The sequence below is a fragment of the Bradyrhizobium sp. HKCCYLS2038 genome (genome assembly GCF_051167655.1).
GTDB lineage: Bacteria > Pseudomonadota > Alphaproteobacteria > Rhizobiales > Xanthobacteraceae > Bradyrhizobium.
This window is the reverse complement of record NZ_JBNPTM010000005.1, coordinates 416,333-436,809: the sequence shown is the minus strand read 5'-3', so window position 1 is coordinate 436,809 and position 20,477 is coordinate 416,333. Positions and strand designations below refer to the sequence as shown.

Genomic DNA, 20,477 nt, shown 5'->3' with positions numbered 1-20,477 from the left:
GAGGTGATAGGCCTTCGCTATCGATAGGCGCGCGCTATCTTCGCGATTGGACAACGGCATTTCTCAAGCAGGCGCGGCCGCGCTTGTAATGCGAACGCCCGACGGAAAATTCCTGCCGGCCGTGCGACCGGTGGACGGTGCGCCCTTGTGGGCGGCTTGCCCGGGAAACTATCATGCTGAGGTCCTGACGTGCCGGAGCAGATCATGACAGTGCTTTCACCTGACGATGCCGAGCGGCTCAGGCAGGCGTTCCTGCGTTGCCGGGAGATGCAGGGCACGTTGCGCCAGCAGCTCGAAGCCTATGCCGCGGCGGGGCGCGACATCTTTCCGGCCTATGCCGCTGCAGTCGATCGGCTGGTGGCGCGGCTCGACGAGAATGGCGGCGGCGAGAATGCACCGCGGCCGGGCGAGCCGATGCCGCCCTTCGTCCTGCCCGATGAGAGCGGCCGGCTGGTCAGCCTGCAGGCGTGCCTCGCCAACGGCCCGGTCGCGGTGATGTTCTTCCGCGGCCATTGGTGTCCCTATTGCCGGCTGAACGTTCGCGCGGTGATCCAGGCGCAGCCGCGCATCGATGCGGTGGGCGGTGCTGTTGTCGCGATCATGCCGGAGCTGCAGACGTTCACGCAGCGATTCAAGGCGGAGGCCGGCGCCGGCTTTCCGGTTCTGACGGATCTCGACAACGGCTATGCGCTGTCACTCAATCTCGCGATCTGGCTCGGTCGCGAGATCCAGCAGCTGCTGGCGCATCAGGACATGGCGAGCTTCCACGGCAATGACGGCTGGATCCTGCCGATCCCGGCAGCCTTCGTCGTCGGGCGCGACGGGCTCGTGAAGGCGCGGTTCGTCGATCCCGATTTCCGCAAGCGCATGGAGATCGACGATCTCGTCGAGGCGCTTCGCCAGGCCGCTCAGGGCAGCTGACCGAGCCATTCCTGCCAGTTCTTGCCGCGCAGCATGCGCATCACGGTGGACGCCACCGCTGTGCGCTCCCGCCCGGCCACGCCGTAGAGCTGCACGGTCCGCCTGATATCCAGCCCTTCGACCGCAGTTCGATGCAGGCTCGCAGGCAGCGCGGTGGTTTGCGGCACGACGGCGATGCCGACGCCGGCTTCCGTCAGCGCGATCAGGTCGCGTTCGGAATGGACCTCGTGGTTGCGGCCGAGATCGACGCCGCGCTCACGCAGCAACGCGCGCAGTCTTTCAGCGTGTTCGCAATAGCCGCGGCACAGCAACGCGTCGCCGCCCAGCTCGTCGATCGTGATCGTCTCCTGAGCCGCGAGCCGATGCCCGTTGCTGACGGCGAGCGCAAACTCCTCGGTGAAGAGCGGCCAGACATCGAGTCGATCCCAGCTCTCATCGATCTCCGAGGCGATGCCGAGCTCCGCCTCGCCGCTCTTCAGATGTTCCGCCACCATGTGGCTGCTGCCGCGTAGAAACTTCAGCTCGAGCTTGTTGAACTGACGCTGCAACTGGTCGAGCAGCGGCAGCAGGATTGCGATATCGACCGAGTCGGCGAGCGCGATCCTGAGCGTGCCGACTTCGCCGCTCTTGAACGAGGATGCGAGCGTTCGTGCACCGGCGGCAGCCTCGTAGCACTGCTTGAGCAGGGGATGCATGCGCTGGCCGAGCTCGGTCAGTTGCGCAGCCGGCCGCTCGCGCCGGAACAGGTCGCCGCCGAGCTCTGCTTCCAGCTGCTTGATCGCGCGCGTCAGCGACGGCTGCGTCACGTTGCATTCCTCGGCCGCGCGCGTGAAGTGCAAGAGACGGGCAACGGCAAGAAAATACCGAACCTGATGCATTTCCATGGAAGCGCTCCGTTCGACCGGGCCGACGTCCCGTCTGCAATATCCCAATGGGCGACGCTTGGCATCAGCGATCGCGATAGCGAAACCCTATCGTGTGGCGAGCCAAACGGCATTTCCGTCCGGCGCGGCGGCCCGGCAGATTGTCCTCACCAAGCTGATTTGACGAGGAAGGACACGCCATGGCGGGAGATACGATGAAAGCCGAGCCGATGTTACGTTCGCTGTCCGGCAGGGTGGCGGTGATCACCGGCTCGACCAGCGGCATCGGCCTCGGCATCGCGCGGTCGCTCGCCGGCGCCGGGGCGCAGGTGGTGCTGAACGGCTTCGGCGCCCCCGACGAGATCGAGCGAATTCGGGCCGGAATCGCCGCGGAGTTCGGTGTCCGTACCGGCTACGCAGCAGCCGACATGATGCAGCCGGCAGCCATCGAACGCATGATGGCGGAGACGCTGCGGGAGTTCGGGCGCATCGACATCCTGGTCAATAACGCCGGTATCCAGCATGTCGCGCCGCTGGAGGAGTTTCCCGTCGAGAAGTGGGACGCGATCGTCGCGATCAATCTCTCGTCGGCCTTCCACACCACGCGGCTGGCGCTGAAGGCCATGCGCCGGCACGGCTTCGGCCGCATCATCAACGTCGCCTCGGCGCACGGCCTGGTCGCTTCGCCGTTCAAATCGGCCTATGTTGCCGCGAAGCACGGCATCGTCGGACTCACCAAGGTGGCGGCACTGGAGGCTGCCGAGAGCGGCATCACCTGCAATGCGATCTGCCCGGGCTACGTCTACACGCCGCTGGTCGAAGCGCAGATCGATGGACAGGCGAAGGCGCACGGCATCTCCCGTGATCAGGTCATCCGCGATGTACTGCTGGCGCAACAGCCCAACAAGCGCTTTGCAACGGTCGAGGAGATCGGCGCGCTGACGGTGTTTCTCGCCGGCGACGCGGCTGCGTCGATCACCGGCGTCGCACTGCCGGTCGATGGCGGCTGGACCGCGCATTGATCACAAGGCGACGTAACGACACAGCTTAAGGAAAGCGAACAAGACACGTCACCAGAGGAGGGAGACATGGCCGAGGTCAACGACACGATGCGTACGACGATCGATCGCAGCAAGCTTCCCGGGCAGGTGGTTCTCGTGCTGCAGGGCGGCGGCGCGCTCGGATCCTATCAGGCCGGCGTCTACCAGGCGCTGCACGAGGCCGGTCTGGAGCCGGACTGGGTGATCGGAACGTCGATCGGCGCCATCAACGCCGCCTTGATCGCCGGTAATCCGGTGGAGCAGCGGCTGACCCGGCTGCAGGAGTTCTGGGCACGCATGCACCGCGGGCCGGGCTGGACGTTGCGCACAGCGTTCCCCGATTTCAATGAGCGGGTCTCGTATTGGAACACTGTCACCCACGGCGTCGCCGATTTCTTCCGCCCCAACGCCCTGGCGCATGCCGGCGACTCCTATCCGCTCGGCGCCGAGCAGGCCGGCTACTACTCGATCGCGCCGCTGCGCAAGACGCTGCAGGACCTGGTCGACTTCGATCGCATCAACCAGAGCGGACTGCGTCTGACCGTCGGCGCGGCGCATGTCCGGACCAGCCGGATGCATTACTTCGACAGCCGCGACGGCGCGATCGACCTCCGCCACATCCTGGCCTCGGGCGCGCTGCCGCCGGCATTTCCCGCCGTCCGCATCGATGGCGAGCTGTATTGGGACGGCGGCATCCTGTCGAATACGCCGACCGAGGTCGTGTTCGACGACAACCCGCGCAAGGACTCGCTGATCTTCGCGGTGCATCTGTGGAATCCGCACGGGCCCGAGCCGACGACCATGGCGGAGGTGTTCAACCGTCACAAGGACGTGCAGTATTCGAGCCGGATCACCAGCCATATCGCGCGGCAGCAGCAGACCCACCGGCTGCGTCACATCATCAATCAGCTCGCGGCGCGCTTGCCGGAGTCGGCGCGCAACGATCCTGCGGTTCGCGAGCTCGCCAGCTATGGCTGCCAGACGCGCATGCACGTCGTTCGGCTGCTGGCGCCGCAGCTCGACCGCGAGAGCCATACCAAGGACATCGACTTCACCGAGCGCGGCATCACCGCGCGCTGGAGCGCGGGCTATCAGCACACGCAGTCCGTGCTGGAGCGGATGCCGTGGACGGGTGAGTTCGATCCGCTCTCCGGCGTCGTGCTGCACGATCCACCGGCTCCAACCGCTTTGGCGGCCGAGTAGCCGGTGGGCGGCCACCGTCCATCGCGCATCGCCCAACCGCAGGTGGCATTTTCATACCGGATGGGCTGTCAGGCTTAAGGGATTAGTTGGAGTTAGACCCTAATCATTAAAGCAGCGGTAACGTTGCCGCGATCCGGATTGCGGAGACCTCGCCGGAAGGGCCTATTGCGCTGCTGCGCCGTCGGCCATCGGCTGCTGTCACCGGCCGGGCAAACGCCTTTGATTGGGATCTGCCAATGTCAGAGCACGCGATGCTGCACCACGGGACGGTCGAGAAGAAGACCGGAGCGGTCAGTCTCAAATGGAAGATCCTGGCCGGCAATCTGCTGACCGGCTTCTTCGCCATGGCATTCGCCGTCGTGCTCGCATGGGCGAGCTGGGGCGATTTGCATAAGCGCGAGCAGGCGGCCCGCGTGCTCGATGCCTTCGAGCTGGCGCTGAAGGTCAACGCGCAGATCCCGCTCGAGCGTAGCCAGTGGAATCTTCTGGGTGCTGCAGCGACCGCATCGGCCGACGACGTCGCCAAGCTGGACAAGGCGATTGCGACAACGGACGAGACGCTGGCGCAGGCCAAGACCGTGGCCCAGCTCGCCGGCCTGTCGACCGCGAGTCTCAACGCCGCCGAGCAGACGCTGCGCGGTGTCCGATCCGCCGCGCGCAGCGCCGCGCCGCTTCCGGCCGCGCAGCGCCCGGCGAACATCCAGGCGACGACGACCGACGGTCTCGGCCGCGCCGCGGAGTCGCTGAACTCCGCCATCGACGAGACGGCCATCGAGCTGTCGCGGGTCGGCGGCGACGTCGAAAACCTGCTGCCGTCCGGCCAGCTGGCGCAGCTGTCGCAGTCGATGCGTACGATCAACGGCGCGCGCTCGGCCGTGCTGCGCTTCTTCATTCAGAACGTGGGCTGGACGCCGGCGCGCCTTGCGGAGGTGACGGAGCAGAGCGGCCAGGTCACGCTGCTCTGGCAGCAGATCGAACTCGCCGCGCGCAGCGTACGCAACACGCCGGAGGTCTCGGCCGCGCTGGAGCATGTGCGCACGACCTTGATGGGCGAGGGTGAACGCCGCTATCGGCAGATCGTGACGGCGGCGCGGGATGCCCAGCCGTCGCCGATCACGGCGGAGGAATGGGGCCGCTGGACCACGCCGATGCTCAACAACGTCATCGTGCTGCGCGATGCGGCGTTGAAATCGTCGCATCAGGCGATCGATCAGGCGATTGGCGCGGCGCGGTTGCGCCTCTCCATCGCGCTCGGTGTACTGCTGATGGTCGCCATCGTCTCGGTGGCCGTCGTCATCGGGGTCGTGCGCGGCGTCATCGGCCCCCTGGTCGGACTGACCGGCGTCACGCTGCGCCTCGCCAATGGCGAGCTGGGCGCGGACATTCCGAACGAGGCCCGCAAGGACGAGATCGGCGCCATGGCGCGCGCGCTCAAGATCTTCAAGGATGCGCTGATCGCCAAGAAGGACTCCGACGAGGCAGCGCAGCGCGACGCGCAGGCGCAGATCGACCGCGCCCGCCGGCTCGATACGTTGACGCGCAACTTCGAGGCCACCATCGCCGACATCGTCAACACCGTGTCGTCGGCCGCGTCAGGCCTCGAAAACTCCGCCGATACGCTGACCGGCACCGCGAACCGCTCGCAGGAGCTCAGCACGGTCGTGGCGGCCGCTTCCGAGGAAGCCTCAGCCAACGTCCAGTCGGTTGCGTCCGCCACGGAGGAGCTCTCCTCCTCGGTCAACGAGATCAGCCGCCAGGTGCAGGCCTCCGCCCGCATGGCCAGCGACGCCGTGCAGCAGGTGCGCCAGACCAACGGCCGGGTTGCCGAGCTGTCGCAGGCGGCTTCCCGCATCGGCGACGTGGTCGAGCTCATCAACAGCATTGCCGGTCAGACCAACCTGCTGGCGCTCAACGCCACCATCGAGGCGGCGCGCGCCGGTGATGCGGGCCGCGGCTTCGCCGTGGTCGCGACCGAGGTGAAGGCATTGGCCGAGCAGACGGCGAAGGCGACCGACGAAATCTCTCAGCAGATCTCCGGCGTGCAGGCCGCGACCCAGGAGTCGGTCAATTCGATCCAGGCGATCAGTACGACGATCGAGCGTCTCGCCGAGATCGCCTCCGCGATTGCCGCCGCCGTCGAAGAGCAGGGCGCCGCAACGCAGGAAATCTCCCGCAACGTGCAGCAGGCCGCCCACGGGACCCAGCAGGTCTCCGCCAACATCACCGATGTGCAGCGCGGTGCAACCGAAACTGGCTCCGCCTCGTCCGAGGTGTTGTCATCGGCCAAGTCGCTGTCCGGCGATTCCAACCGGCTCAAGCGCGAGGTCGGCAACTTCCTCGAAGCCGTGCGCGCGGCCTGACCTGACCAACTGCGTAGTTCAATTGAAAAAGCCCGGACAGTGTCCGGGCTTTTTTCTTACGGGCTATGATGTCAGCATCTTCCGATACAGCGCGTTGTAGCAGGCCGCCGACAGGTTCCAGCTGAAGGAGCGGGCCATCGCCGACCGGCGCATCGCGTTCAATGTTTCCGTACTGGTGAAAGCCGAGAATGCGCGTTTGACGCCGCCGAGGAAGGACTCGGCCGAGGGCTTCTCGAACAGAAACCCGGTCTCGCCGTCGGTAATGGTCTCGGCGAGGCCACCGGTCTGATGGCCGATCGGCAGCGAGCCGAAGCGCTGGGCGTACATCTGGCTGAGGCCGCACGGCTCGAAGCGCGACGGCATCAAAGTGAAGTCGCTGCCGGCGAAGATGCGCCGGGCCTGCGCGTCGTTGAAGCCGATCGCAACTCCGATCGCGTCGGGACGGCGGCGGTGCGCCTCCATCAAGGCGCGCTCGATCGCGGGCTCGCCGGTTCCGGTGACCACGATCTGGCCGCCGGCCCCGACGATCTCGTCGGCGGCTTCGAGCACGAGGTCGATGCCCTTCTGATGCACCAGGCGCGCGACGATCCCGAACATCGGGCCGCGCGAGACCGCAAGCCCGAACTGCTTGCGCACGTAGTCGGCATTGGCCTTCTTGCCGTCCCAGTCGCCGGCGGCGAAGGGTTGCGCCAGCTTCTGGCAGTAGCGCGGGTCCCAGCTCTCGTCGATGCCGTTGAGGATGCCAGTCAGCTCATGCGCGTTGGAGCGCTGACGGAGCAGGCCTTCGAGGCCGCAGCCGAGCTCGGAGGTCGTGATCTCCTGGGCGTAGGTCGAGCTGACCGTGGTCAGGTGCGAGGCGTAGACCAGGCCGCCCTTCAGGAACGACAGCTTGTCGTAGAACTCCAGCCCGTCGATATGGAAGGAGGATTCCGGCGCGCCGATCCGGCGCAGCGACTCGCGCGGGAACAGGCCCTGGTAAGCGAGGTTGTGGATGGTGAGGATCGACGGAACCGCAACCCCGCGCCACGCCAGATAGGCGGGCACCAGCGCCGCCTGCCAGTCGTTGGCGTGGACGAGGTCGGCTGCCCAGGTCTTGTCCAGCGTGCCCGCCGCCAGCTCGGCCGCCGCCGCCGCGAGGCGGCCGAAGCGGATGTCGTTGTCCGGCCAGTCGTTGCCGTTCTCGTCGCCATAGGGATTGCCTGCGCGATCATAGAGCTCGTCGCAGAGCAGGACGTAGACCGGCAGTCCGTCGCGGGTCGACGACCTCCCGAGCGCGCAGCCTGGCATCTCCGCCAGCGGATCGCAGTGGCCGACGATTTCGATGTGCGTGAGCTGCTCGATCACGTCCCGGTAGCCGGGCAGCATGATCCTGACGTCGGTATGGGAGCGCAAGGCCCGCGGAAGCGCGGCGGAAACGGCGGCCAGTCCGCCCACCCGGACGAAATCGTCCATTTCGGTCGTAACGAACAGAACCCTCAAGAGATGTCCTCGATCAAGCCCCATGATCGTCCTATGCAAGAAAAGGTCCAAGTTCAGCCATCAACGGAAAGCGTTTGCCGCACCGCGGCGAAAGGCCAAACGCTTTCGACATCGAATGGTTCGATCTACAAGCGACGGGCACCGTCGCTGATGGCTTACGCTTCGTGAATCAGCTGATGATGCGGCCCGTCCGGCCCTGTGAGGTGGCGGCTGCGGAGCGAGAAGAGTCCAAACCAGGGAGCTGCAAGGGTGAGTCTAGTTGGAAACGATGAGAGCCGTTTGACAGGATGCTTCGCGGGGCTCCGCGTCCTCGACTTCTCGACCACCATCGCCGGCCCGCACTGTGCCCGCATGCTTGCAGATATGGGGGCGGAGGTGATCAAGATCGAGTCAGCCGAAGGTGAAACCATGCGCATCCGGCCGCCGGTCCGCGGCGGCTGCTCGACGGCCTTCGGTCAGCTCAACGTCGGCAAGAAGAGCGTCGTGCTCGATCTGAAGTCGGCTGATGGCGTCGAGGCGGTGCGCCGGCTGGTCTCGACGGCCGATATCCTGGTCGAGAATTTCCGGCCGGGGGTGATGACCAGGCTCGGGCTCGACGATGCCTCGCTACGCGCCTTGAACCCGCGGCTGATCTATTGCTCGATTTCAGGCTACGGCCAGACCGGGCCGTCGGCGGAACTGCCGGCCTATGCGCCGGTGATCCACGCCGCGTCGGGCTATGAAATGGCCCATCTCGCCTACCAGCCGGGCCGCAGCCGGCCAGACTATTGCGGCATCTATCATGCCGACGTGGTGACCGGCACCTATGCGTTCGGCGCCATCGCCTCCGCGCTTTATCAGCGCGAGCGCACCGGCCTGGGCCAGCACATCGACTGCTCGATGCTGGAATCAATGCTGAGCCTGACCCTGACCGAGATCCAGGGGGCGCAGTTCACGATCGAGCCGCCGCAGCGGCCGCCGTTCGGTCCGGCTGAAACAAGCGACGGCTACGTGATGATCGCGATCGCCAGCGAGAAGACGTTCCAGAACCTGATGGGCGTGATCGGCCGCCCAGACTGGGTCGAGGACCCGCGCTTCGCGCGCTATGCCGACCGGCGCCGTCACTGGGGGGAGCTGATGGATGGCGTCGAGGCATGGTCGACCCGCCTGACGACCGCCGAATGTGTCGCGGCGTTGAGCGCAGGCGGGGTGCCCAGTTCGGCCTATCGCAGCGTCGCCGATGCGCTTGCCGATCCGCAGCTCGCTCACCGCGACGCGTTGGCCGAGGTCACTGACGCTGCGGGTACGTTCAAGGTGGTCAACCTGCCGTTCCGGATGTCGGCCGCGAAGGTCGCGGCGGGCGCGCGCGCCGCGAGTCTGGGAGAGCATACGTCGGAGATTCTGCAGGAGGTCGGCGCCGGCGGGCCCGGCGAACGCAGAGATCGCTGAGGCAAATGGCTGCAGGGCAGCCATGACGGCCAGCGACGCGCGTGGCCTTGCCGCTCCGCACGTTTCCGGCCAATGTCGCGCCCGCAAGAACAGTCCGGACCAGCCGGACGCGCCCGTGCCGGGAGGATGTTTCGAGGGACCGTTGCCGCGCGCAGCCGTCACCCGCTCGCCCGTCATGTGCCGTCCGCCAACCGGACCACGGGAGTGAGACATGAAGAGCTTCAAGGTCACCGATTTCAACGCGCCGCTGGCCGAGATCGACGAGCCGACGCCGCAGCCGTTCGGCAAGCAGGTGCTGATCAAGGTCAAGGCCGCCGGCGTCTGCCACAGCGATCTGCACATCTGGGAAGGCGGTTATGATCTCGGCCATGGCCGCAAGCCACTTTCGTTGAAGGATCGCGGCGTGTCGTTGCCGCGGACCATGGGCCACGAGAGCGCCGGCGAGATCGTGGCGTTCGGGCCCGAGGTGACCGAGGCGGAGAAGGGGGGCTTGAAGGTCGGCGACGTCGCGCTGGTCTATCCCTGGATCGGCTGCGGCCAATGCGCGACGTGCCTCGCCGGCGACGAGAACATGTGCCTGAAGCCGGCCTCGCTCGGCGTCTATTGCGACGGCGGCTATGCCGACCACATGACCGTGCCGCATCCGCGCCACCTGATCGACCTCAAGGGCCTCGATCCGGTGACGACGGCGCCTTACGCCTGCTCCGGCGTCACGACCTACAGCGCGCTCAAGAAGGTCGAGAAGGATTTCGACACTCCGATCGTGATCTTCGGCGCCGGCGGCCTCGGGCTGATGGCGCTGTCGATCCTCAAGGCGATGGGCGGCAAGGGCGCCATCGTGGTCGACATCGATGCGCGCAAGCGCGAGGCTGCCCTGGCGGCCGGCGCACTCGCCGTAATCGACGGCAAGGCGCCGGATGCGCTCGAGCAGTTGAACAAGGCGGCCGGACAGCCGATCCGCGCGGTGATCGACCTGGTCGGCAATCCCGCCACGGCGCAGCTCGGCTTTGATTGTCTGACCAAGGGCGGCAAGCTCGTCATCGTCGGCCTGTTCGGCGGCGGCGCGCCATGGGCGCTGCCGCTCATTCCGATCAAGGCGGTCACGATCCAGGGCAGCTATGTCGGCAATCTCCGCGAGACCAAGGAGCTGCTCGACCTCGTCCGCACCAAGAACATCGCCCCGATCCCGGTGACGCCGATGCCGCTCGCCAAGGCCAACGACGCCCTGCGCGAGCTGCAGAAGGGCCAGCTGGTTGGCCGTGCGGTGCTGACGCCGTAGGTTTCTGTCCTCTCGTCATGGCCGGGCTTGACCCGGCCATCCACGTCTATGGCGCTGCGGCGTAGAAAACCGTGGATGCCCCGGGTCAAGCCCGGGCATGACGGCTCATTGATCTCGTCCTCGAAAGCTCCGCCCCATGCCCTCCACCAACGCACTCCACATCGCAGTCCTTCCCGGCGACGGCATCGGGCCGGAGGTCATGGCGCCGGCGCTCGAAGTGCTGCGCAAGGTCGAGGCCAAGGCGGGGCTGTCGTTCCGCTTCACGGAAGCGCAGGCCGGCGCCAACAACTATCTCGCCACCGGCGTTTCCATCGCCGACTCCACGATCCGGCTGTGCGAGCAGGCCGATGCGATCCTGCTCGGCGCCTGCGGCCTGCCGTCGGTGCGATATCCCGACAACACCGAAATCGCGCCGCAGATCGAGCTGCGCTTCCATTTCGATCTCTATGCGGGGGTGCGGCCGGCGCGGCTGATCCCGGGCGTGCCGAGTCCGATCGTCGGCGCGGCCGAGCGTGGCATCGATTTCGTCGTCATCCGCGAGTCGACCGAAGGCCTGTTCGCCTCGATGGGCAAGGGTGTGGTGACACATGAGGAGGCACGCGAGACGCTCGTCATCACCCGCAAGACCTCCGAGCGGCTCTTCAACTTCTCCTTCAAGCTCGCCGAACGGCGCAAGGCACGCGGCCGTCCAGGCACTTTAGGCTGCGTCGACAAGGCCAACGTGTTCAAGGCCTTCGCCTACTTCCGCAAGATTTTCGACGAGGTCGCTCAGCTTCATCCAGATGTGCAGACGGACCGGCTCTATATCGATGCCTGCGCGCTGATGCTGGTGAAGCGTCCATGGGACTTCGACGTGCTGGTCACCGAGAACATGTTCGGTGACATCCTGTCCGATCTCGCCGCGGGTCTCGTCGGCGGCATGGGCATGGCGCCGTCGGCCGACATCGGCGATCGCCATGCCGTCTTCCAACCCTGCCACGGCACCGCGCCCGACATCATGGGGCAGGGCAAGGCCAACCCGACCGCGATGATCCTGTCGGCCGCGATGATGCTGGACTGGCTGGCGGACACCCACGGCATCGAGGGCGCCGCCGAGGCCGCACAGCGGATCGAGCAGGCGGTCGACCAGGTCTACGCGTCCGGCCTCAAGCCCTTCGAGTTCGGCGGCCGCGCCGGCACGATCGACGTGACCAAGGCGGTGCTGGAGGCGCTCTAGAATCCCGAGCGTTCGACGTGTTGGATCGGGCCGGTTCGCGTCGCCGCTTTCTCCAGCGAGAACCAGGTAACCTTCTGCACGAAGCCGCGAACGGATCGGCACGTCCTGCATGGAGGCCGGAGCATGTCGCGACACGTCCGGATCACGCATAGGGCCAGCGGCGAGGTCATCGCGGAGGGCCCGATCGCTCTGTTCGGCATCACGCCGTTCGAAGGCAACTACTACATCGCGCGGCGGTACCTGAAGACGGCGCGGCTGAAACCGAACTGGCGTCCCGGGCTTTGCGTCGACAAGTTCTTGTACGTCTGGCTCGACCTGCGTCTTCCGGACGGGACGCGTGAATCGTCGATCGGCTGGCTGTACTGGCTGCCAAATCCGCTGTTTTTCTTCACCGCGTTCCGGCCCGCCGTTCCCCAATCATCTCCGGTCTTGTCGGTCGAGGAGATCGCCTGAAGGCACCGGTTTTGCGGCGATCTTCCTCGCTCCCATCGATCGTGGCGTATTCGAATGCCGACACTGCGTCGAGCCACGTAACCTGCCCCAATCCCTAGCACGAACGGTGACGCCGGAAACCGACCTTGGGCTCCGGCAAGGACATGATCTGGGTGGGGCGCAAGCCTTGACGTCCGGCTGGACGGCGGCGGGGCGAGATCGCCCGTGTAACCTTTTCCGCGCTCCGGCGAACATCTCAAGGAGCGGGCCAAATCGCCCGCTCGCTTGCCGCCGAGCTGTCGGCAAGGTCACCTCGAAGCCAGCGGAGATCGTGTTGTCGGCCTTGCTGATCCCTGGATTTGCGGCGCGCTTGGGCGAGATTGCGATTCCGGTCTGGCGCGCGACCGCCCCGGACATCTCCGCCGGACGCCGTCGATGACCGAACCAGGCGGCCGCGCTCCGCAACTCAGGCTCGTCGGCGGCGATCGTGACGCTCCGCGGATCATATCCGGCCCCACTATCCGCGATGCCGACTGGGCGATCCTGATGGCCCACGCCCAGGACGGCGATAGAGCTGCCTATCAGCGCCTGCTTCAGGAAATCACGCCGTACCTGCGATCATTGGCGGCGCGGCGGCACCGTGACCCGAGCGATATCGAGGACGCGGTGCAGGATGTCCTGCTGACCGTCCACGCCATCCGGCACACATTCGATCCAACCAGGCCGTTCGGCCCGTGGCTCGTGACCATCGCGAAGCGGCGGTTCATCGATCGGCTGCGCCGGCAAGGGCGTCAACGCCGCCGCGAGCTGCCGCTGGCGCCCGAGCATGACACCGTCTCCGGCCCCCAATCGAAGCCGGATGGCGGGCCGGACAGGCACGAATTGAAGAAGGCGATCAATGAGCTCCCACCGATGCAACGCAAGGCGGTCCACCTTCTCAAGCTCAGCGAGATGTCGTTGAAGGAGGCTTCGCAGGCGAGCGGAATGTCGATCACCGCGCTCAAGGTCAACGTGCATCGCGCCGTGAAGAATCTACGCAAGGTCCTGGGCGATCGGAGGGAGCCATGATCGCGACACCCGATCTCATCGACTCGCTGGCTGCGAACATGAAGCCGGTGCGACGCCTGCGACCTCCATTGCTGCGGGCGGCCTGCTGGTTGCTCCTCGCGGCAACGGTCGTGGCGCTCATGGCGGTCAGTCAGGGGGTCCGTTCGGACCTCATGCAACGGCTGCTTGACCCCGTGTTCGCCGCCGGTTTGGCCGGGGCGGCCTGCACCGGCGTACTGGCGTCCGCCGCGGCATTTCTCGTCAGCCTGCCGGACCGCTCGCGGTGGTGGCTGCTGCTGCCTGCGCCGGCCATCGCGATCTGGCTCTCGAACGTCGGCTACCAGTGCCTCTCGCAATGGATATCGATCGGGCCGGACGGGGTCAGTCTCGGCGAGGCGACCCGTTGTCTTGCGACCCTGGTGCTGACGAGCCTGCCGCTCTCTCTCGCCATGCTCGTGATGCTGCGGTACGTGGCGCCGCTACGCCCCATGGCGGTCACGCTCATGGGCAGCCTGTCGGTCGCGGCCATTACCGCGACGGCCCTGTCGCTCCTTCACGCGGGCGACGCGACCCTGATGATCATCATGTTCAACTTTGGAACGGCTGCCGTGTTCGTCAGCACCGGGGGCCTGTTCGGCCGCCGCATGTTCGAGTGGATCGCGCCCCGCGCCGATATCAGGAGCTAGTCCAGACGAGGCCCCGCGCCTGATGCGCCCGCCAGTGTCTGGGCTCTCTCATGAGGACGATCGACGCGACTGCGGGGCGCGAGACCAGAGGTCAGCGTCCCTTGAACGCCGGCTTGCGCTTCTCCATGAAGGCGCGGCGGCCCTCGCGGAAGTCTTCGGAGTCCATGCAGGCGTCGCCGATCTGCTTGATGGCCGCCATGTCGCGGCGGCTTTCGTCCTTCAGCACCTCGGCGATGGTGATCTTGGCGGCCTGCACCGCGAGCGGCGCGTTGCCGGCGATGGTTCGGGCGATCTCGAGCGTGGCCGGCAGCAGCTCGTCCTGGCTCATGATCCGGTCTACGAGGCCAATGCGCAGCGCCTCCGCGGAGTCGATCCGCATCCCCGTGTACAGCAGCAGCCGCGCCTGCGACGGCCCGACCAGCGACACCAGGTTGCGCAGCCCGTCATAGCCGTAGGCGATCCCGAGCTTGGCCGCGGGGATGCCGAACCGGCAGTCGGGCGCGGCGAAGCGCATGTCGGTCAGCATCGCGATCTGCAGGCCGCCGCCGAGGCAGAAGCCGCGGATGCAGGCGATGGTCGGCTTGGGGTAATCCGCCAGCAGCGCCCGCTGGGCGGCGCTGCGCTGCGCGTAGGCCTCGGATGCCGCCGCGTTGTGGCGGCTCTGCTCGAACTGGCTGATATCAGCGCCGGACACGAACGCCTTGTCGCCGGCGCCGGTCAGCACGACCACCCGGATCTCGGCGTCGTCCCGCAGGGCGACGAGCGCCTGGCCGAGGCCGTCCCACATCTCCAGCGACATCGCGTTGCGCTTGTCCGGATTGTTGAAGGTCACGAGGCCGACGCCGCCGCCCGGGTGGGTCAGCAGAATCTTGCCGTCGGCGAAGGCGAGAGACGGGTCAGCGGCCGGCATGGTCGTCCCGGAGCAGGAGGGCTGGTGGCCGCATCGTTCACGGGGGCAGCTGCGGCGTCAACGGACGATCCCGCATGACCGGGCGCCACGCGCCTGTCGGCTGGCATAACCGAATCGCAGTTCTGGGATGGGATCAGGCGGTGACGTGAGGGCCGTGGCTCCGCCACCGGCGCGCATACATCTTCATGCCGCCACTTCCTATGACGGCAGAGAAAACACCATTGGCAGCCGCGCGGTTTCCGCGGGGCGGAGGTTGGACCCGACGCTGGCCGCGTCGATCCACCGACGTGACAAAGCGAGGTCGGGCACTGCTAGACCGTGAACCCCGCCCGAGCTGGCTGGCCGCCTGGCGCCCCCAAGTTGCGCCCTCGAGCGATGATGGCCCACGTCCATCAGGAGACTCGTCTGAACCGATCAGACGGCCGTGCCTTACTCTTCGTTTGCTGCAATCGATTCCATCAGGGCAACAAGCTGACGTTGCACCGTCTGGTCCTTGATCTTGCTATAGGCGCGCAGCAACCGCAGGCTGAAAGCAGAGTCCAGGAACAGCAGGCTCTCGACTTCACGAGCCTTGTTGTCGCCGTCGTAGAAGAACGTGACGGGCACGTCGAGCGCGGTCGCGATCTGCTGCAGGCGCGCAGCGCCGACGCGATTGACACCCTTCTCGTACTTCTGCACCTGCTGGAAGCTCACACCGAGCTTTTCGCCGAGCTCTGCCTGCGAGATCTTCTGCTCCACACGCCGCAAGCGAATCCGCTTGCCAAGCTCAATGTCGGGCTTGCCGGCACTGCGCTGCTTCATCTTCTTTGCCGCTGATTTATTCATACTGATTTTACCGTCCTTCCATCGGAAATCCCCCGAATAGATGGGTCAGGGGTTCACCCATATATACTGTTTTAAGTTGCTGTGGATGAATGAATTCGTCTTTAAACCACGGGTATTTGCCAGGGTTAAAAGCCTCCACCAGCCAGTCGATCATGTGGCGCACCCTAGGGATGCGTCCGGTGGTGGCATGGTAAGATAGCCAGATATCGTAGGACCACTTGAGGTCGACCTCAAGCGGTACGATCTTCCCGCCCAGCGCACTCGCATAGGTTGGGAATACCCCGATACCGGCGCCATGGGCGACGGCCCAATAATTGGCGCTCGACACGTTGGTGGTCATGGCGATCAGGTCTCGCTGATCATGACCGGGGAAGATGCTGGCGAACGCTTCATTGGCGGCGGCCTCGTCGGCGACCTGCAGAACCAAGCGATGTTTGACGAGATCGTCAATCGTCTTTGGTATGCCGTACACCTCCAAATATCTTTCGCTCGCGAAGCACATCAGGTGCATGCGGCCCAGCCGGACCAGCTTGACGTCGAGCGCGGCCGGTCGCGACAGATGGATGGCCACATCGGCCTCGTGCCGCGACACGTCGGCCGAGCGCATCGCGCAATACAGGTCGACATTCACGTTCGGGAAGCTCTGCTGAAACTCGACCAGGCGGGGAGCGAGCCAGAACGTGCCGAGCCCTTCCGTCACGGCGACGCGAACCTCGCCTGAGGCAGCGCCAGCTAGTCCATCGCCCGAACGCAACAGCTCGAACGAGGCGGCTTCCATGCGCTCGACCGCCGAGACCACCAACGCGCCTTCGTCGGTCAGACGGGCACCGTGCACGTCGCGGGTGAACAGCGTCGCGCCGATCTGGCGCTCGAAATCATCGATACGCCGGCGCACGGCGTTGATCGAGAGCGTCAGACGCTCGGCAGCGGAGCGGAAGCTGCCGGCACGCACGACCTCGAGAAAGATTCGCGCGGCATCCCAATCCGTCAGGCTCGCCAGAGTCGGTTTGCCGGCGGCAGCCTTCGCCGGCGCAGCTCGGCCCGGTGCCGCTCGGCCGACTGGTTTTGCCGGCTGTGACTGCGGTGCGGTGACCGCACCTGCATCGGCCGTCTGATCACCATTGGGTGCATTCGGAGCAATAGACGGATCACCGGACTGCGCCGGAACGTCCGCCGTACGTGACCCGGCTACCTCTTGGCGTTCCTTCTGAGGAACGCCCCGTTCCGCCGCAACGCGCATACAAGCTCTCTCCGGCTGCTAGAGTGGTCCCGATGAACTACGGAAGTCTCCGATACGTTGCCATGGGTAGAGTGAGAACAGTCGGTCGGTCGAAAACAGTGGATTGGTCGAGAACAGTGGATTGGTCGAGACATTGACGTTCGACACGTGTGCTCTGCAGCAGGGGACGCTGGTTGCAGAGGTTCGGCAGAACACGCCGAGTAGCACGTGGACACGCTGCGCGCGAGTCGAACGCAGCATCGACGGTTTTTGCCTCGACTGCAATGAAATGGTATTCGAAGATGGCCGGCGGTCATGCTATCTGTATGAACGCTTGGTAGCGCCGACTCTTCAAATGCCGTGTTCGATAGATGGTTGTGCGGTGATGGGGTGACAGTCGGCGTGCCGACCGCGATGATGGGCGGAAGGAATGTTCGACGCGCGTGTCGGGTGCGCATGGGGGCATGCGCTATGAGGAACGAGATGATGCATCTGGAAGCCATCCGCGGGGCGGGACTGTCTCGGCTCCATTTCGTCAGAAGCTAGAACGGAACGACGCCTGTGGCCAATTCAGACGAACAAATGCTTGCGGTGCTGGCAACTCTGGAGCAATGCCGCGCGGCCCTCGTTGCGGCGGGGAATCGCGAATCGGCGCATATGGTCTCGGTTGCGATCCTCGACCTTCGCATGAAGCTCAACAGTCTCAGCGAAGACGACCTCAAATCGCTGTGCGACGAAATGGTGCAAGCTGATAACCCCGATAAGCTGCGTGATCCGAAGCTGCAGCCCGGACAGCGACGCCCGCCGCTGCTCCGAGTCGTCAAATAGCACAATTCGCTATGCGCACAAAGGTGCATTTAGCCTCAACGCGATTTTGATCAGCTGACATGTCCGAGCGAGCGACGTCGCTCGCGCTTCCAAACCCCTCGTGTAAGACGGCGACCGGGCCAAAAAGGCCGGTGTGGGCGGTGGTGACGTCTCGGCGTCTCCTGAAAGGCTCGGCTGCAGCCCTTCGGTTCCCGGCCGTAACTTCGGCGCCTCTGTTGCGTATTCCGGATATCGGCGGCATGAAGCGTCATGCTGCGGCGCCTCGATCGGCGCGGCGCCACGAGCGGGAATAGCATGATCCAGAACGTATCGATTCCGGCCGCGTTCATCGCCGGCCTGGTCAGCTTCCTGTCGCCCTGCGTGCTGCCGCTGGTCCCTCCCTATCTCGTCTATCTGACCGGCGCGACGATCGAGCACATCGAGAGCGAAGAGGCGCCGGCCGTGTCCCGCCGCGCGGTGATGCTGTCCGCAGCGCTGTTCGTGCTCGGCTTCTCCACGGTGTTCGTGATGCTGGGCGCGAGCGCCTCCGAGATCGGCCAGCAGCTCCGCGCCTGGTCGGCCGAGCTGTCCATTTTGGCCGGCATCATCATCATCATCATGGGCCTGCACTTCCTCGGTCTGACCCGGATCGGCATCCTGATGCGCGAGGGCCGCCTGCCGATCCCGAAGCCGGTCAGCCTGTGGGGCGCCTATGTCATGGGGCTGGCCTTTGCGTTCGGCTGGACGCCGTGCATCGGGCCGATCCTCGCTGCGATCCTTTCGATCGCTGCGGCCAAGGCCTCGGTGGCCGAGGGAGCCTGGCTGCTCGCCATCTATTCCGCCGGCCTCGGCATTCCGTTCCTGGTCGCTGCCTTTATGATCGAGCAGTTCTCGGCGCTGTTCATGCGGATGCGCGGCCACCTGGTGAATGTCGAGCGCGCCATGGGCGTGCTGATGGTCGTCACCGGCATCGGCTTCCTGACCGGCGCCGTGTCCACCTTCAGCATCTGGCTGCTCGAGACCTTCCCCGCCTTGCAGAAATTCGGCTGACGCGCCCTGTTGCGCCCGGTCAGTCGGCGAGCGTGAAGGTGATGGTGTAGATAACGCCCGGCGGCAGGAAGTCGACGGTGGCTTCGCCGCCGAGCTGATCGCGCGCGCTGCGCTCGATCAGGCGGGAGCCGAAGCCACGCTGGATCGGCGCCGAGACGATCGGGCCGCCGGTCTCCCGCCACACCAGCCGCAGCCGTGCCGGCAGCTTCTTCGCTGCGTCGGCCTCGCTCAGGAGCTCCCACGACAGGTCGACCGCTCCGTTGTCGTTGGACAGCGCGCCGTATTTGGCGGCATTGGTCGCAATCTCGTGCACAATCATCGACAGCACCACGGCGAGCCGCGGCGACAGCGCCACCTTGGGGCCCGTGATGCGGATTCGTTCGGGATTGTTCAGCCGATACGGCTTGAGCACGCGCCCGATCACGTCATCGAGCTCGGAACCCTGCCATTTCTCCTTGCTGAGGAGATTGTGCGCCTCGGCGAGCGCGCCGAGCCGGCCCTCGAACTTGTCGCGCTCGAAACGGCTGGCGCTGCGGAAGGTCTGCACCGCGATCGCCTGCAGGATCGCCAGCGTGTTCTTGACGCGGTGATTGAGCTCCTCGATCAGCAGATCATGCAGCATCTCGGCGCGTGCGATCGTCGTCGCCATCCGCACCGCGAAGGCAAGGCCAATCGCCAGCATGATGCCGCCGATCAGGCTGGTGATCGCGAGGTTGCGCCACAGCGGGGCGACCAGCGAGGCCTCGCTGATGCCGGCGCCGATGATCCAGCCGGTCAGGGTCGAATGGGTGAAGCTCGACAGCAGCGGCCGGCCTTCCAGCGAGAGGCTCGACAGCGTGGCCTCATGCTCGCTGATCATGCGATCATAGACCGAGCTCGACGCCTGCTTCCCGAACGTCTCGGCAAGGTTGGGCACACGCGCGAACACGGTCGCCTTGCGGTCGAGCAGCGACAGGGTCCAGTCCGCGCTCGGCCGCTGCTTCTCCAAAAGGGTCTGAAACATCTCGAGCGGCGGGCTGAACGAGATGTCGTAGATGACCTCTCCGTTGCGAAACACCGGCACCTCGACGGTGACGATCAGCTTCTTCTTCACGACGCCGTAGAACAGGTCGGAATATTGCGGCTGCTTCGTCTCGAACACCCGCTCGGTGATCTCGCGGTTGCTGCGCAGCGGCAGGTGCGCCGTGTCCGTGCTTGCCGAGGAGAAGAACTGGCGGCCGCTGCGATCGGCGACCACGATCGTGCCGTCCCGGCCGTACTGCTCCAGGAAGCCCATGGCGATCGGCCGGAAGCGATCGAAGTCTCCGTTGGTCAGGGCATCGGTGAGCGCCAGCACCTGGACGCCGCCGGTCATGCGCTGCATTTCGGCATCGAGCGTCAGGCGGATGCTGCGCACCGTCTCCAGCACGCGCTGCCGGGCGTCGCTGCGGTCCTGCATGTAGTCGTGGAAGACGATGCCGCCGGCAAACAGGATGAGCGGAAGCGTGGTCCCCGCGACCAGAAGAGCAAGCCGGACCGGCAGGGAGAGCTTTGGCAAGGAGGCCCCGTTGAGGACGCGATTCGGATCGTCGGTGGGACGAGAAAAAGAGACGTGGGCTCGGTGCGATCGGCAGGCCGCGATTGGATATCAGGCTGGAGCGGCTGCGTTCGCAATGGCTCTGCGGTTGCAGCCGTTCACATCGTCGTCAACATAGGAGCGCGGCGGCGGCGCG

18 protein-coding genes are annotated in these 20,477 nt (G+C 65.8%); 12 read left to right on the top strand and 6 right to left on the bottom strand.

Annotated features, from left to right (window positions below; all coding sequences use genetic code 11):
- The first annotated feature begins 204 nt into the window (after positions 1–204).
- On the top strand, positions 205–921 hold the full coding sequence (locus tag ACQR1I_RS23845) for a peroxiredoxin-like family protein (RefSeq protein ID WP_434868176.1): 717 nt from the start codon (positions 205–207) through the stop codon (positions 919–921).
- Here ACQR1I_RS23845 and ACQR1I_RS23840 read toward each other — a convergent pair.
- Positions 909–1,805, bottom strand: a complete 897-nt coding sequence (locus ACQR1I_RS23840) for a LysR family transcriptional regulator (protein ID WP_434868177.1) — start codon at positions 1,803–1,805, stop codon at positions 909–911. The two genes, ACQR1I_RS23845 and ACQR1I_RS23840, sit on opposite strands and share 13 nt — an antisense overlap.
- Positions 1,806–1,999: 194 nt before the next feature.
- Between ACQR1I_RS23840 and ACQR1I_RS23835 the strand changes: the two genes are divergently transcribed.
- From ACQR1I_RS23835 to ACQR1I_RS23825, 3 genes are all read left to right on the top strand, one after another.
- Positions 2,000–2,806 carry a 3-hydroxybutyrate dehydrogenase gene (locus ACQR1I_RS23835; RefSeq protein ID WP_434868178.1) on the top strand — a complete coding sequence of 269 codons (807 nt, stop codon included), beginning with the start codon at positions 2,000–2,002 and terminating at the stop codon, positions 2,804–2,806.
- Positions 2,807–2,872: 66 nt separating this feature from the next.
- Positions 2,873–4,027 (top strand): DUF3734 domain-containing protein, encoded by a 1,155-nt coding sequence (locus ACQR1I_RS23830; protein ID WP_434868179.1) that lies wholly within the window; start codon positions 2,873–2,875, stop codon positions 4,025–4,027.
- A 236-nt stretch (positions 4,028–4,263) separates the two neighbouring features.
- The gene (locus tag ACQR1I_RS23825; RefSeq protein ID WP_434868180.1) at positions 4,264–6,387 is read left to right on the top strand and encodes a methyl-accepting chemotaxis protein; all 2,124 of its coding nucleotides are present in this window, start codon (positions 4,264–4,266) and stop codon (positions 6,385–6,387) included.
- Between the two features lie 63 nt (positions 6,388–6,450).
- Here ACQR1I_RS23825 and glgA read toward each other — a convergent pair whose 3' ends face one another.
- Complete coding sequence (gene glgA, locus ACQR1I_RS23820; protein ID WP_434868181.1) at positions 6,451–7,866, bottom strand: glycogen synthase GlgA; 1,416 nt, start codon at positions 7,864–7,866, stop codon at positions 6,451–6,453.
- A gap of 351 nt (positions 7,867–8,217) precedes the next feature.
- Here glgA and ACQR1I_RS23815 point away from each other — a divergent pair, with 351 nt between their 5' ends.
- From ACQR1I_RS23815 to ACQR1I_RS23790, 6 genes are all read left to right on the top strand, one after another.
- On the top strand, positions 8,218–9,294 hold the full coding sequence (locus ACQR1I_RS23815) for a CaiB/BaiF CoA transferase family protein (protein ID WP_434868447.1): 1,077 nt from the start codon (positions 8,218–8,220) through the stop codon (positions 9,292–9,294).
- A gap of 211 nt (positions 9,295–9,505) precedes the next feature.
- Positions 9,506–10,573: an alcohol dehydrogenase gene (locus ACQR1I_RS23810; protein ID WP_434868182.1), complete on the top strand. Its 1,068-nt coding sequence runs from the start codon at positions 9,506–9,508 to the stop codon at positions 10,571–10,573.
- Positions 10,574–10,709: 136 nt separating this feature from the next.
- Entirely contained in the window at positions 10,710–11,789 is a 1,080-nt protein-coding gene (locus ACQR1I_RS23805) for an isocitrate/isopropylmalate dehydrogenase family protein (RefSeq protein ID WP_434868183.1), read from the top strand.
- A 123-nt stretch (positions 11,790–11,912) separates the two neighbouring features.
- Complete coding sequence (locus ACQR1I_RS23800; RefSeq protein ID WP_434868184.1) at positions 11,913–12,242, top strand: hypothetical protein; 330 nt, start codon at positions 11,913–11,915, stop codon at positions 12,240–12,242.
- 414 nt (positions 12,243–12,656) lie between these two features.
- Complete coding sequence (locus ACQR1I_RS23795) at positions 12,657–13,289, top strand: sigma-70 family RNA polymerase sigma factor (RefSeq protein ID WP_434868185.1); 633 nt, start codon at positions 12,657–12,659, stop codon at positions 13,287–13,289.
- Complete coding sequence (locus ACQR1I_RS23790; protein ID WP_434868186.1) at positions 13,286–13,954, top strand: NrsF family protein; 669 nt, start codon at positions 13,286–13,288, stop codon at positions 13,952–13,954. Before ACQR1I_RS23795 ends, ACQR1I_RS23790 begins: the two co-directional genes overlap by 4 nt.
- Positions 13,955–14,045: 91 nt before the next feature.
- Here ACQR1I_RS23790 and ACQR1I_RS23785 read toward each other — a convergent pair whose 3' ends face one another.
- From ACQR1I_RS23785 to ACQR1I_RS23775, 3 genes are all read right to left on the bottom strand, one after another.
- Positions 14,046–14,864 carry an enoyl-CoA hydratase gene (locus ACQR1I_RS23785; protein WP_434868187.1) on the bottom strand — a complete coding sequence of 273 codons (819 nt, stop codon included), beginning with the start codon at positions 14,862–14,864 and terminating at the stop codon, positions 14,046–14,048.
- Positions 14,865–15,293: 429 nt separating this feature from the next.
- Positions 15,294–15,689, bottom strand: coding sequence for a helix-turn-helix domain-containing protein (locus tag ACQR1I_RS23780; protein ID WP_012042961.1), 396 nt, complete (start codon positions 15,687–15,689; stop codon positions 15,294–15,296).
- Between the two features lie 7 nt (positions 15,690–15,696).
- Positions 15,697–16,929, bottom strand: a complete 1,233-nt coding sequence (locus tag ACQR1I_RS23775; protein WP_434868188.1) for a LysR family transcriptional regulator — start codon at positions 16,927–16,929, stop codon at positions 15,697–15,699.
- Positions 16,930–17,490: 561 nt separating this feature from the next.
- On the opposite strand from ACQR1I_RS23775, the gene ACQR1I_RS23770 reads away from it, so the two are divergent.
- Together ACQR1I_RS23770 and ACQR1I_RS23765 are read left to right on the top strand one after the other, a co-directional pair.
- Positions 17,491–17,736, top strand: a complete 246-nt coding sequence (locus ACQR1I_RS23770; RefSeq protein ID WP_434868448.1) for a hypothetical protein — start codon at positions 17,491–17,493, stop codon at positions 17,734–17,736.
- 294 nt (positions 17,737–18,030) lie between these two features.
- Entirely contained in the window at positions 18,031–18,765 is a 735-nt protein-coding gene (locus tag ACQR1I_RS23765; protein ID WP_434868189.1) for a cytochrome c biogenesis CcdA family protein, read from the top strand.
- Between the two features lie 19 nt (positions 18,766–18,784).
- Here ACQR1I_RS23765 and ACQR1I_RS23760 read toward each other — a convergent pair whose 3' ends face one another.
- The gene (locus tag ACQR1I_RS23760; RefSeq protein WP_434868190.1) at positions 18,785–20,302 is read right to left on the bottom strand and encodes a sensor histidine kinase; all 1,518 of its coding nucleotides are present in this window, start codon (positions 20,300–20,302) and stop codon (positions 18,785–18,787) included.
- Positions 20,303–20,477 lie beyond the last annotated feature (175 nt).